A 13,316-nucleotide genomic window follows, 5' to 3' on the forward strand; every position below is an offset into this window, starting at 1 on the left:
TGTATTGGTAAGTAATAGTGGATCATACCTATGGCAATAGTTAACGGCGATCCTGGGGTAGGCATCGTCCACCCTATCAAAATGCAGGACGCCTTCGTGACCCTAGCCAGTGAAAATCTACAGGCCTTAGTGGAGTTTTATCAGGGCTTATTAGGCCAAGCACCCCACCGTTATATCCCCCAGTGTTATGCAGAATTTGTGTTACGAGGTTTAAGGCTGGCTTTATTTAAACCTGGCGATACTCAGGAGTTTACTGGACCAGCCGGGAGTATGAGCCTGTGTCTTGAGGTGGAGGATTTACGAGGTGCGATCGCAACTGTAACAAAACTAGGCCATGCACCACCGGATGACATCATCCACGCCAGCCACGGCCAAGAAGTCTATGTACACGATCCAGCTGGGAATCGCCTGATTTTGCACCAATCATCGGTGCCTTAATCCATCTGACTAAGGCGCTTAAGTTTTAGCACATCGGTCATCTTGCGCAATTTCTTAATGGTTCGATCAAAATGGGCATGGTCTTTAACATCAAGGCCCAAGTCAATTTCAGCAATTTGATCCGGAAATGTCGTGACTGTTGCTCGATGTACGTTGATCTTAAGATCTGATAAGTGGCTCAAAATATCCTTAAGAACACCCACCCTATCAATAACCTCCAGTTTCAGCATGACTGGGTAGGTTTGAGGTCGGCCAGTGGCGGCTCCCACTGAATTCCAACGTACTGGTATGAGGCGATCCCCAGGTACCGAGGCCACATTCGGACACCCTTGACGATGGATAGCAATACCCCGAGCACCCATTGATACGGCCCCGAGAATCGGCTCCCCTGGCAGTGGATTGCAGCAACCGGCAATATGATGCAGTAACCCCTCGACACCGATGATGGAACTGCCTGATGCACTACTATGGGTATCGCCGCCCCAGCGAGTACGAACGACTGCGCCTTCATTGATTTGCTCTGCTAGGGCTTCATCGTTTCCTTCGTCTATTGGCTGGAGTTCTTTAGTGGCCTCTTGCAGACGGTTAACCACCGCATTCAGTGTGATTTCTCCGTAACCTAAAGCTGCCAACATATCCTCAACACAGGGATAATTGCTGCGTCGCGCTGCTGCTTGGGCTGGAGCTGATTTCAACAAAGAATCTAGACCATCACGCCCCATGACCTTTTCCAGCATGGCATGGCCACGGGCCATGTTCTCATCATGGTGAGACTGCTTATACCAATGACGAATACGGTTACGAGCACCGGCGGAAACGACAAAATTTAGCCAGTCCAGGCTGGGGTGGCTGTGTTTGTTGGTCAGAACTTCAACAATGTCACCGTTTTCAAGTTGGGTATCGAGGGTGACAATGCGATCGTTTACCTTGGCCCCAGCACAGTGATGCCCTACTTCTGTATGGATACGATAGGCAAAATCTACAGGCGTGGCTCCTTGACTTAAGGCAAATACATCACCTCGGGGACTGAAGACATAGACTTCTTCATCAAAAAGGTTATCTTTAACATCGCTCAAATATTCCTGGGCGTCTTTGAGATCGCTTTGCCATTCCAGGAGTTGTCGCAGCCAGGTGAATTTTTCGTCTTCTGCGTTGACCTTGGTATTACTGTTACCAGTTTCCTTATATTTCCAGTGAGCAGCGATCCCATATTCGGCAACGTGGTGCATTTCCATCGTACGAATCTGCACTTCAATGGGGCGACCTTGCTCGCCAATAACAGCCGTGTGTAATGACTGATAACGGTTCGCTTTAGGTAGACCAATATAGTCTTTAAAGCGTCCAGGAATTGGCTTGAATTGATCGTGAACGACCGCTAGAGCTCGATAACATTCCACCTTGGTACTAACGATGATGCGTACTGCCGCAATGTCATAGATCTGGTGGAAGTCTTTTTTCTGACGCTGCATCTTGCGATAGATGCTGTAAAGATGTTTGGGGCGACTGCTGATCTCAACACAGTTGATCCCGTCATTGGTCAAATGAGTTTCTAATAATTCGGCAACCTGTTTTAACCGGGCCTCTCGGTCTACACGCTTTTCAGAAATTAAGTTTTTGATTTCTTGATAAGAAGACTCTTCTAGGTACTTAAAAGAAAGGTCCTCTAGTTCCCACTTCATACGACCGATCCCCAGTCGATTTGCCAGTGGGGCAAAAATTTCGATGGTTTCGCAGGCTTTTTGTACCTGCTTTTCGGGTGGCAGATGTTGCAATGTCCGCATGTTATGGAGGCGATCTGCCAGCTTAACTACAATGACTCGGATATCTTGAGCCATAGCCAAGAACATACGGCGGAAATTTTCAGCTTGACGCTCTGTTTTACTGTTGAACTGAAATTTTGATAGCTTGGTGACCCCTTCTACCATTTGGCGGACTTCTGCCCCAAAATGAGCCTCGATTTCATCCGCTGAAACATCTGTGTCTTCTACGACATCGTGTAAAAAACCGGCTGCAATCATAGCGCTGTCTCCCCCTAGACTGCGCAAGATATTCGCGACGGCTACCGGATGGGCAATATATGGTTCCCCAGAGGCCCGCATCTGCCCTTTGTGGAGTTGATAGGCAAATTCAAATGCGCGACAGACTAGCTGATTGTTATCTTTAGGACGCTCAAGCGGGACCTGGCTGTCCCCATGGATCTCTATTGGCTGGCTGTGTTCTAGGATGCAAGACCTAAGCCAGGTCGGTAAGGTACAGTCTTTGGGGATAACAGGGGCTACTGGTGTCATGGTAGATCGGGGGAGAGGATAAAAACTGCAAAAACCACATTGGCTCCGGGTGGTCTGAATAGGGCCAGTACCGATACGCTCTGTTCTACTGGAAGTTGCGTTAATTCAAAACGTCGGTACCTAGTGAGCAAGCAAGATCCGCAATCATCTGTCTTATGTAAGAAATTACGCCTGTGGCACGATGCATCAAAGTTTCAAGTGCCATCTTGACTAAGACGTTTATCCTCTTAATTCGTAGGATAGATTACAGAGTATAAATTCTTACAATTGTAGCTTTATGGTGAGGTTATTAGTGGTCGTTACAGACGATTGCCTGAGTTCTGTAAGTGGATAATTTCAAGGCTTAGATTAGTGCTTACATCAGTTACCAGGCGATTTGCTTGCCTTTACTATTAGAATATGTGCGTAATTAAAGAACAATAAAATACTTATATAAAAGCTATAGAGATTAAAAAAAAAGTTCTAAATGGCTTTATTAAAATCTTGCATTATTATTAAATCATGACATTTGCTACTGTAGTTGATGATCTCAATGCCTATAGTGCTCAATTAGCTCAGGTAAAGTTGGCATTAGGGCAGATGGAAGGGGCTGCAAAGGCTAATATTCTGCAACAGTTCTTTGCTCAAACCCTTTGGCCTCAGCTAAGTCAGACAGATATGTTGGAGCAGCCTCAAGGGCGTGCAGCGATAACGGAAATCCATCGTCACATGCGGCTTTTGATGGTGGAGGTCAACTTTGTGACCTCAGCTAGCCACGGTGATACTCGGCAGCAGCGTCTACAGCAAATGGAGCAGCGTCTGCAGCAGTTAGAAGGGTTTACTCAAGTCTTAATTAACCTCTGTAATCAGTGATTTGCTCCTAGAAAAACTTGAGTTTTCCCCTGCTAAAAACTACAGTTCTGGATGTAGACGCGATTTAGTACATGTGTCTGTATAGTTTTTGTACTTTATTCACGGAGGGCGATGTTCTGTCCAAAGCATCCGCAGGAATCGCTGCTGATAGGTGAGCTAGTAGATGGGCTAAAGGCTTCTAATTGTCCAACCTGTAGTGGCTCTTGGATAGCTCCTGAGGATTATCAGTCTTGGCAAGCTACCCAGACAGATCCGTCTCTTAGGATTGATGACTTGACGTTGCCCATTAACCAAGACATTGATTATCAGCCAGCTCGCTACGACAATCGAGCTGGCCTTTGTCCGAGCTGTGGATTTTATTTAGTTAGAAGCAGAATTAATCTACAAAAAGTTGCATTTTTTCTGGAACGCTGTCCTGCTTGCAAAGGTGTTTGGTGTGATGCAGGGGAGTGGGATGTGCTTAGTGAGCTTGGTCTGAGTGCCTATATCCCTGTGCTTTTTACCGATGAATGGCAAAGCCGTGTGCGTGTTGCTGAGGCCGAACTGCGTGAGCAGGTGGCGACAGCGGAGAAACTTGGGCCAGAAATTGCGGAGAGACTTTTTGAGCTAGCAACTTTGCTGGAAAATCACCCCAATGGAGATTTTGGGGTGGCTTATTTGATGAGGCGATTTGAGAAGTGAAATATCTATGTTTTGAGTATTATGACTCCTCCCTTGCTACAGCTTGATGACTTTGGTGTCGCTTATCCACAGCAGGAAAGTTGGGCAGTTGAGAATGTGTCTTTATTGCTACAGCCTGGAGAAATGCTGGGGCTAGTGGGAGAATCTGGATGTGGCAAGTCCACCTTGGGGCGAGCTGCTCTACGGTTGTTGCCAAGGGGTAGTCAGACTAAAGGACGGTCACTGTTTGAAGGGCGCGATGTGTTGGGCTTTTCGAGCAAGGAAATTCGGCGGTTTCGAGGAGAAGCGGTGTCATTGGTGTTTCAAGATCCGATGACGCGACTCGATCCGCTGATGACCATCGGGGATCACTGCGTAGAGACCCTGCGCGCCCATCGCTCCGATGTGTCTAAGCAGGTTGCGAAGGAAATTGCGATCGCAACCCTAAAATCCGTCAGTATCCCTGCCAACCGCTGGGATCAGTATCCCCACGAGTTTAGTGGTGGTATGCGGCAGCGGGTTGCCATCGCCCTGGCGCTGCTACTCAATCCCAAGCTGATTGTGGCAGATGAACCCACCACCAGTTTGGATGTCACGGTTTCGGCGCAAATTTTAGACCTGCTGACTCAGCTGTGTCGAGAACGGGGGATGGCCCTGATCCTGATTTCCCACGATCTGGCATTGGTTGGGGAATATTGCGATCGCATTGCCGTCATGTATCAAGGCAAACTTGTAGAGCTGGGAGCGACCGCAGACGTTTTGTATCATCCTCAGGCGGATTACACTCAGTCTTTGCTACAGGCGGCCCATCAGTTGCAAAACTATGAGGCTGATGATTCGGCATTAGAACAAGAAACCGCAACCGCTCCTCTTCTGCGAGTACAAGATCTAGTAAAGCACTACACCATTGAGCAAAATTTGCTTTCGAAGTTGTTTAATCGAGCACAATCGGAGGATATCAAAGCCGTTGATGGCATTTCTGTAGACTTGCATCCCGGTGAGATCCTGGGTCTTGTGGGAGAATCAGGCTGCGGAAAAAGTACGTTTTCCCGTGCATTGATGCAGATTATTCCACCGACATCAGGGCGGGTGGAGTTCATGGGACAAAACTTGGTAGGCATGTCTCGGGCTCAACTGCAGGCGCAGCGACGCAATTTTCAAATGATTTTCCAAGATCCCCATGCTTGTCTCAATCCTATGATGACCGTGGGGCAGGGGATTGCTGATCCGTTAATTATCCATGGTTTGGCGAATGCGTCGGATGCCAAGCAGCAGGTCCGTGCCATGTTGAAGCGGGTGGGACTGACGCCGACCGAAGACTATTATGGCCGTTATCCTGGTGATTTGTCTGGGGGGCAGCAGCAGCGCGTTGCTATTGCCCGTGCCTTAATTACTAAACCTAAGCTGGTGATTTGTGATGAGCCAGTGAGCATGTTAGATGCGAGCGTTCAGGCCCAGGTCCTAGAGCTGATGCTGGAGCTGAAAGAAGAGCTTGACTTAACCTATCTATTTATTACCCACGATTTATGGGTGGCGCGGTATCTTTGCGATCGCATAGCTGTCATGAATGGTGGCAAAATCGTTGAAATTGGACCAACAGAGCAGATTTTCATATCACCGCAGCATTCATATACGAAAACGCTCTTGTCGGCTGCCCCTTTATTGGCAAAATAAACATGATTTTAGCGATCTCTGAGCCTTGCTGTGTCCAGTGAGAGTTCTTGAGAACGACAAAAAGGTCGGGCCATTGACCCGACCTTTTGCGTTACATTCAAACGACTTGATTAGCAATCATCGTCTATTCAACGATAATCTTGCCAACCATGCCAGCACCACGGTGAGGGGCGCAGAAGTAGCTGTACTCACCAGGCTCAGTGAATTTGGAGGAGTAGGACTCACCAGGGGAGAAGGTTAGCTGTTCTTGGGATAAGGCATCTGCAACGTCTTTGCCGCCAGGAACCTGAGCTGCATCAAAGATAACGTTGTGGGGGGCCATTTTGTTGTTAACCCAAGTCACTGTATCGCCAGCCTTAATGGTGAGGGTTGCAGGCTCAAACGCCAGCAGACCTGCATCGGAACCCATTTTTACTTGGTAATCAGTAGCGTAGGCAGGAGCTGCATTGAAAACAGTGCCTGCAAAAACCAGAGCAGCCGCTACTAATAGCGCACCCATGGCTCGCAAAGCGCGATTGATAAAGGTCATGGTGATTTCTCAAGGTTGAATTTAGAGGTAGTTAAGCATTCTTAACTACAACATGCTTAGTTATTTTAGAATGCCGGATGTCGTCGTAGACAAATAAACAAAAAATAAAGCGTTGTTCAGCAGTACCAGACCTCTAGTCAACTATTCGATAGCGTTTCGGACACGTCTAATGGTCTCTTTCGCTAGATGTTAAAACCAGGGAATTCCTTTCAGCATATAGGTTTGAGTCGATCTCCAAAAGACATATGCCATGGCCTAATAGCTTAGCTATGGCTGGCTAAAGCTGATGGCAAGGCTCTTTACAGTTGTTAATGTTTGACCTGCTGTCATTTGACGCGGTCTGAAAAAACTGGAGACGATCATCTTTAGTCAAACTTTAAGCTTTTGGCTGAAATCGTTTGATTATTAGACTGTGACTTTTTTTGAGAGGAGTATCCGATGAAGTCTATTTTGGCTACTGTTGTAGCGTTTGTAGCAAGCGCAGTTTTCTTGATTGCGCCTCCTGCTATGGCTGCTGATGCTGGTGCTGGTGCTCAGGTATTTGCTGCTAACTGTGCGGCTTGCCACATTGGTGGTGGTAACGCAGTTAACCCTGCTAAGACTCTAAAGAAGGATGACTTGGTTGCTAATGGCAAAGATACTGTTGATGCAATTACGACTCAGGTAACAAATGGTAATGCTGGTATGCCCTCTTTCGGTGGTCGTTTGACACCTGAGCAGATTGAGAACGTTGCATCTTATGTATTGGCTCAATCCGATAAGGGCTGGTAGTCACGTCCTACTTTTGAACCAGTTATATTTTGATTAGCCTTGGCTTTCACCTAGCCTAATCCTCAATTTGAATTAATAAAGCCTGTTTTTAGGGGGATTCCCCCCCTGGAAGCAGGTTTTTGTATTAGGTAACGTAGTTCTGAAGCCTAAAAAAATCTCAAGAACTCTGAATGCGCTATCACATCCGTGTAAAAAATATTACTTGGTTGGCGGAGTGCTAATCGTGGATAATACGTGACCGATACTGGACACAGTTGTGAGGCTATATAATGCTCGCTTTGCTTGTTGAAACAATGAGTCTCCCTGCGATCGCAGGTGGTGCAGTCCAGTGGGTTCCTTGGTGAGTTCAGGACGACTGGCATCATTTGCCAGGCGCTCGGCAGCTATAGCCTGTGCCTTAGGAATGGGAGGATGTCAGGTAGCTGCCCAATTGCCCCCCTCAGCGGGTGGACGACAGATTACGAGTTCCCGTTCGGTGATCGTTCAGCTATTTGAGTGGCGTTGGCCAGATGTTGCCCAGGAGTGTGAAAGTTGGTTAGGGCCAAAGGGTTACGGGGCTGTGCAAATTTCTCCCCCCCATGAACATCGGATAATCGCTCAAGACCCCACTCCATTTCCTTGGTATCAGCGCTATCAGCCGGTTAGCTATAAATTGTCAAGCCGTAGCGGTGGTCGAGCTGAGCTAGCAGATATGATCAAGCGCTGTTATGACTCGGGTATCAAAGTCTATGCCGATTTGGTGATCAATAATATGGCTAGTGCTGGCGCTGGCAAAGGCAGTGACGGCAGTGATTTCGATACAGCGACGTTTTCCTACAGCGAGGTGCCGTACATTAAGGCAGACTTTAATGCCCCATGTACGATTGCGCCTCGGGACTATGTTGAAGACCCCTGGCAGGTAAAGCACTGCCAGGTGGAGGGGCGTCAGGATTTGGATACGGGGAGTGAGACGGTGCAAGCTGCGATCTCAGCTGCCATGAATGAACTGTTAACCCTTGGTGTGGCTGGTTTTCGTATTGATGCTGCCCAACATATTCCACCACAGCACATTGCCAAGATTCTGCGGCGTCTGCATCCCCTAAGCCCCCGATTCTATCCCGATGGAGGGCGTCCATTTATTTACCAGGAAATCACGAGCCCCGGAACAAACGCTATTCAAGCCAGCGATTACTTTAGCAATGGTGCGGTTACCGAGGTCCGCTATGGTCGTAATCTGGGTGAGCAAGTGCGCCATGGTGAACTAAAAAACTTGGTGCTATTTGGGGAAGCCTGGGGATTAATACCGAGTCATAAGGCTGTTGTTTTTACGGATAACCACAAAACTCAGCGTAGTCGCGATCGCAACATAATCACTTTTTATGCACCAACCGATGGCGGAGCACGATATCGGCTAGCCAATATATTCATGTTGGCATGGCCCTATGGCACTCCAAAAATTATGTCCAGCTATGACTGGCCGCGAGAGCAGGGCAACTGGGTAGGACCGCCTGCGGATGAAAACGGACAAACCTTACCAGTGAGCTGTGGTGATGGCTGGGTGTGTGAACATCGCTGGTCTGACATTGCCAGTATGGTGGAGTTTCGCAATGTGACCCAAGGTGTTTCTACCATTGACCATTGGTGGGATAACGGCAAGAGCCAAATCGCATTTGCCCGTGGCAATCGGGGGTTTGTAGTTATTAATAACGAAAATAATACTCTCAGTGAAATATTGATGACAGGATTGCCAGCGGGTGGTTACTGCAATGTTTTGTCTGAGACATCGATGGCCGAATCTGGTGAAACACCTAGCGAAACGTTAGACAGTTGTAAACGCTTGATTACAGTAGATTCAGAGGGTCGAGCTCAGTTCGATGTAGCGCCTCAACAGGCCGTAGCATTGCATATTAGAGCTCGTCTGTAATGACACCTTTGACCGAGGTTGCTTTCAGACCTGCTCACAAAGCGTTGAAAACCCGACCACTGGTGTACGGTTTTCAATCAAGTTTTTTCTTCAGCTGCGTTGATAGGCTAAAGCTAAGGACGTATCTGTAAGGAATTTCAGCCCATGCCAGTCAATAAGGACCCACGCCCGCCACGCTCTCGACAAATTGGTAATTTGCTATTTTTGCTAGGGGCAGTTTTGCTGGTCCTAAATATTTTCCTACCTATTCAGCGTACCCCACGTACTCCTTACAGTATGTTCCTCCATCAGGTACAAGAGCATGAGGTAGTCAAAGCATCGGTGGGGCAAAATGAAATTCGCTACCAGGTGAAAAATGAGCTAGGAGAGCCTGGTGCGATATATTCCACAACGCCAATTTTTGATTTGAAGCTACCGGATTTGCTAGAAGCCAACGGTGTGGAATTTGCGGCCACTCCCCCGGCTCAAAATCAGTGGATTGGTAGTTTACTAAGCTGGGTGATTCCGCCACTAATCTTTATTGCGGTTTGGCGCTTTTTCTTAGCCAGAGGTGGAGGTCCTCAGGGTGCACTTTCTATTGGTAAAAGTAAAGCCAAAGTCTATGTAGAAGACGAAGCCACCAAAATTACCTTTGAGGATGTCGCTGGTGTTGAAGAAGCCAAAACTGAATTAGTAGAAATCGTTGACTTTTTGAAAACACCCAAGCGGTTTACCGATATTGGAGCCAAGATCCCTAAGGGGGTATTGCTGGTGGGACCACCAGGAACCGGTAAAACCCTATTGGCTAAGGCGGTAGCGGGTGAAGCCGGAGTCCCTTTCTTTAGTATTTCGGGGTCTGAATTTATTGAACTATTTGTAGGTGTCGGGTCTTCAAGGGTGCGTGACCTGTTTGACCAAGCGAAAAAGCAGGCCCCTTGTATTGTCTTTATTGACGAGCTAGATGCCATTGGTAAATCTCGTGCTTCCGGTGGTTTCTATGGTGGTAACGATGAGCGAGAACAAACACTAAACCAGCTGCTCACAGAGATGGATGGCTTCAGTGCCGATGATAATACCATCATTGTGCTGGCAGCCACTAACCGACCTGAAACATTGGATCAAGCACTGCTACGTCCAGGCCGATTTGATCGTCAGGTACTGGTCGACCGCCCCGACCTCAAAGGACGTGAGGCGATTCTCAAAATTCATGCCCAGGAAGTCAAGCTGGGCGACGATGTGAATCTCAATGCCATTGCTACACGTACCCCTGGATTTGCAGGGGCTGATCTGGCCAACTTGGTGAATGAAGCTGCCCTGTTAGCCGCCCGTAATAACCGTCAGGCAGTTCTCCAGACTGATTTTGCTGAAGCTATTGAGCGTGTTGTTGCGGGGCTTGAGAAAAAGAGTCGTGTCCTCAATGCAAAAGAAAAAGAAATAGTCGCGTACCACGAAGTTGGTCATGCCATGGTGGGCTCACTCATGGAAGGGGGTGGGCAGGTAGAGAAAATCTCTATTGTGCCAAGAGGTATGGCGGCGCTAGGGTACACGCTTCAACTCCCCACGGAAGACCGATTTCTCCGCAGTTCTGACGAGTTAAAAGGTCAAATTGCCACATTGTTGGGGGGCAGATCGGCGGAAGAAGTTGTGTTTGGCTCCATTACAACGGGGGCAGCAAATGATCTACAGCGGGCAACAGAAGTGGCTGAGCAAATGGTCACCACCTACGGTATGAGTGATGTCTTAGGACCATTAGCCTACGACAAAGGCCAACAAAGCTCATTCCTAGACAGTGGTATGCCCAATGCTCGACGCAATATGAGTGAAGAGACAGCGCGAGCAATTGATGCAGAAGTCAAAGGACTAGTAGAAGCAGCCCATGAGCAAGCTCTGACAATTCTGCGGACTAATCGGGATTTATTAGAGAGTATTTCTCAACAGCTGCTAGAGGAAGAAGTGATTGAAGGAGACACGCTAAGGGAAATGCTGGCACAAGTTCAACCCTTAGAGGTATTGGTATAAAAACTTTTGCTGATGGCCCTCTCTTGCAAAAAGGGTGCGCAGAGAGGGCCATCAGCAAGTTTCCGAAAGTCACCTCCATTAGTCCAAATACCATAAATCAAAAACTGGTATAAGGGCTATGCGCTGATCGATGGTAAGGGCCTGGGCTTACTAATACCGTAACCCTGAGCATAACCTATGTTCAGAGTGCGCAGTCTTTCTAAAATGGCATCGTTTTCAGCAAACTCAGCAATAGTTTTCATGCCCATCATGATAGCCACCTGATTGACCATATCTACAATTGTTCGAATGTACTCTTCTTCATCAATGTTCCGAATTAAATCCCCATCAATTTTGAGGTAATCAACGGGTAATCGTCGTAAATAGCCAAAAGAAGAAACGCCACTGCCAAAATCGTCTAAAGCAAAGCGGATACCAAGCTTTTTCAAGGTGTTGATAAATTTAAGTGCTTGATCGAGCTGAGAGATAGTTGTTGTCTCAGTTATTTCAAAGCATAGTCGTTCTGCTGGCATAGCAGACTGTTGCAACAACTGTGTCACAAACTCAGTAAATCTCTCGTCACTTAAACTACTACCTGAGAGATTGATAGCTACTATTGTGTTTGCTTCAGGATAGTAGTGGTGGTAGTTTGTTAGCACAGTTTTCACTACCCAGCGGTCTATAAGACCTATCATTCCATAGCGTTCTGCCATGGGGATAAACAGATTTGGCTGAACAATATTCCCGTTCTCGTCAGTCAATCGCAACAAAATTTCGACATGTTGATATGAGTCATTGAGCAGTGAAATGATCGGTTGTTCCATCAGGTAAAACCGGTTTTCTTCAATTGCTTGAGGGATATTAGCGATATGGACTAATTCAAGATGTTGTCGATCAAGTTCTGTATCATTTTGGTCGGCTAAATAAACGCGACCTCGCCCTAGATCCTTGGCTTTATAACAGGCTAAATCAGCTCTGCTAAGTAGGTCAATCACATTAGAGGCATCACCTAATATGGGCACTAGTCCAATACTTACCCCCACCTGAAATTGGCGGCCACGCCATACAAATTGATAGTCCTTAATTTTGTCGACGAGATGCTGAGACAGTTTTTGGCCTTGCTCTATAGAGCAACCTTCCAGCAATAAGCCAAACTCATCACCACCAAGTCGCCCTAAACTATCAGAGCTACGAATATTTTGTTGCAGCAGCTGTGCAAGTTCTGTCAATAGCTGGTCACCGATGAGGTGACCAGCTGTATCATTAACGATCTTAAACTGATCTAAATCCAGATAGCCCAATACTGATTGAATCCCACGATCACGTACGCGCTGAATAGCTTGCCTGAGTCGGGTGTCAAACTCGTTACGATTAATTAAACCCGTCAACGGGTCATAGGCAGCTTGATAGGCAATTGTCTGGGTGAGATTGTACTCTTCTGTAATTTCCCGTTGTAAACCTCGATACCCCTGAAAAACATGATGCTCATCAAATAAAGGATGGGCGTTGAGTTTAAAGATGCGTAGCGTTGTGTTGGAAGTGTGTAATCGTAGAGTGAAATTTTCCAGAGGTTGGTGCTGAAGTAATCGCTCGTTCAGTTGCTCCCAGTTGGCCTCCAAATTAGAAATAGTTTTTAGGGCTTGACCCAAGGCTTGACCTTCTAATCCTTCACATTGCAGATAGTGAAAGTTCCCAGACAAATAGGAGATTTTGAGATCTTTATCTAACTCCCAAAATAAATCAGCTCCCAATGTCGCCAGATCTTGGTATCGTTTCTCATTTTCTTGTAAAAGATAGGTATGTTGATTGTGACAGCGATATATGACAATCAGCAATGCGCCAATCCAAAGACTTTCTAAGCATAGGCAAACGATCAGCCACATGATTGCTGAAGTAAATCTAGTATCTTGCTTTGCTAACTGTGCCCAAAAATATGTATTTCCTATTTTCACGCCTTTCTGTTCAAAAGATAACCCTGTCTTGGTCTGTAGCTCGGCTTGTAATAAAGTTGGGCCATATTTAGGGATGATGTCTCTGGTGAGTTGGTTAGCAGGTGTTGTACTGGAGGTGATTAGCCATAAAGCACAAGCGTTTGCTCCAATCCAGGGAATCTTTAGGGCATGCCATGGAATAACAGGAGGATTAATCACGGTTTTGAGCAGATAATAGCTATAAGCTGGCAATAATGTTGACTATTGCTGCCAATGAAGAGTCGATAAGTAAC

Annotated in this window: 10 protein-coding genes; 7 read left to right on the forward strand and 3 right to left on the reverse strand. The window is 46.9% G+C overall.

Going from position 1 to position 13,316, the window contains the following annotated elements; all coding sequences use genetic code 11:
- Nucleotides 1-30: 30 nt before the first annotated feature.
- Nucleotides 31-438, forward strand: a complete 408-nt coding sequence (locus U2F10_RS20080; protein WP_499873131.1) for a VOC family protein — start codon at nt 31-33, stop codon at nt 436-438.
- Here the strand turns inward: U2F10_RS20080 and U2F10_RS20085 are convergent.
- Nucleotides 435-2,726, reverse strand: a complete 2,292-nt coding sequence (locus tag U2F10_RS20085) for a RelA/SpoT family protein (RefSeq protein ID WP_163662669.1) — start codon at nt 2,724-2,726, stop codon at nt 435-437. The two genes, U2F10_RS20080 and U2F10_RS20085, sit on opposite strands and share 4 nt — an antisense overlap.
- Before the next feature lie 501 nt (nt 2,727-3,227).
- On the opposite strand from U2F10_RS20085, the gene patD reads away from it, so the two are divergent.
- The 3 genes from patD (at nt 3,228) to U2F10_RS20100 (ending at nt 5,912) form a co-directional block, all read left to right on the forward strand.
- Nucleotides 3,228-3,578 carry a heterocyst frequency control protein PatD gene (gene patD / locus U2F10_RS20090; RefSeq protein WP_163662667.1) on the forward strand — a complete coding sequence of 117 codons (351 nt, stop codon included), beginning with the start codon at nt 3,228-3,230 and terminating at the stop codon, nt 3,576-3,578.
- 111 nt (nt 3,579-3,689) lie between these two features.
- Nucleotides 3,690-4,259 carry a TFIIB-type zinc ribbon-containing protein gene (locus U2F10_RS20095; protein ID WP_163662664.1) on the forward strand — a complete coding sequence of 190 codons (570 nt, stop codon included), beginning with the start codon at nt 3,690-3,692 and terminating at the stop codon, nt 4,257-4,259.
- A gap of 21 nt (nt 4,260-4,280) precedes the next feature.
- Nucleotides 4,281-5,912, forward strand: a complete 1,632-nt coding sequence (locus U2F10_RS20100) for a dipeptide ABC transporter ATP-binding protein (RefSeq protein ID WP_163662661.1) — start codon at nt 4,281-4,283, stop codon at nt 5,910-5,912.
- 124 nt (nt 5,913-6,036) lie between these two features.
- On the opposite strand, the gene petE is transcribed toward U2F10_RS20100, so the two are convergent.
- A complete protein-coding gene (gene petE, locus U2F10_RS20105; protein WP_006516346.1) occupies nt 6,037-6,441 on the reverse strand; it encodes a plastocyanin in 405 nt (134 codons plus the stop codon).
- 438 nt (nt 6,442-6,879) lie between these two features.
- On the opposite strand from petE, the gene petJ reads away from it, so the two are divergent.
- From petJ to ftsH, 3 genes are all read left to right on the forward strand, one after another.
- Nucleotides 6,880-7,212: a cytochrome c6 PetJ gene (gene petJ / locus U2F10_RS20110; protein WP_163662658.1), complete on the forward strand. Its 333-nt coding sequence runs from the start codon at nt 6,880-6,882 to the stop codon at nt 7,210-7,212.
- 328 nt (nt 7,213-7,540) lie between these two features.
- Nucleotides 7,541-9,115 (forward strand): alpha amylase C-terminal domain-containing protein, encoded by a 1,575-nt coding sequence (locus U2F10_RS20115; protein ID WP_163662654.1) that lies wholly within the window; start codon nt 7,541-7,543, stop codon nt 9,113-9,115.
- Nucleotides 9,116-9,259: 144 nt separating this feature from the next.
- Nucleotides 9,260-11,113, forward strand: a complete 1,854-nt coding sequence (gene ftsH, locus U2F10_RS20120) for an ATP-dependent zinc metalloprotease FtsH (RefSeq protein WP_163662652.1) — start codon at nt 9,260-9,262, stop codon at nt 11,111-11,113.
- 116 nt (nt 11,114-11,229) lie between these two features.
- Here ftsH and U2F10_RS20125 read toward each other — a convergent pair whose 3' ends face one another.
- On the reverse strand, nt 11,230-13,242 hold the full coding sequence (locus U2F10_RS20125; RefSeq protein WP_163697556.1) for an EAL domain-containing protein: 2,013 nt from the start codon (nt 13,240-13,242) through the stop codon (nt 11,230-11,232).
- Nucleotides 13,243-13,316 lie beyond the last annotated feature (74 nt).

It is taken from the genome of Leptothoe sp. EHU-05/26/07-4, assembly GCF_043421015.1.
GTDB classification, from domain to species: Bacteria; Cyanobacteriota; Cyanobacteriia; order Phormidesmidales; family Phormidesmidaceae; genus Leptothoe; species Leptothoe turfae.

What these genes read in the sequence shown, in the direction of transcription:
- U2F10_RS20080 (WP_499873131.1), top strand. Translation starts at nt 31, where the DNA reads ATGGCAATAGTTAACGGCGATCCTGGGGTAGGCATCGTCCACCCTATC.
- U2F10_RS20085 (WP_163662669.1), bottom strand. Translation starts at nt 2,726, where the DNA reads ATGACACCAGTAGCCCCTGTTATCCCCAAAGACTGTACCTTACCGACC.
- patD (WP_163662667.1), top strand. Translation starts at nt 3,228, where the DNA reads ATGACATTTGCTACTGTAGTTGATGATCTCAATGCCTATAGTGCTCAA.
- U2F10_RS20095 (WP_163662664.1), top strand. Translation starts at nt 3,690, where the DNA reads ATGTTCTGTCCAAAGCATCCGCAGGAATCGCTGCTGATAGGTGAGCTA.
- U2F10_RS20100 (WP_163662661.1), top strand. Translation starts at nt 4,281, where the DNA reads ATGACTCCTCCCTTGCTACAGCTTGATGACTTTGGTGTCGCTTATCCA.
- petE (WP_006516346.1), bottom strand. Translation starts at nt 6,441, where the DNA reads ATGACCTTTATCAATCGCGCTTTGCGAGCCATGGGTGCGCTATTAGTA.
- petJ (WP_163662658.1), top strand. Translation starts at nt 6,880, where the DNA reads ATGAAGTCTATTTTGGCTACTGTTGTAGCGTTTGTAGCAAGCGCAGTT.
- ftsH (WP_163662652.1), top strand. Translation starts at nt 9,260, where the DNA reads ATGCCAGTCAATAAGGACCCACGCCCGCCACGCTCTCGACAAATTGGT.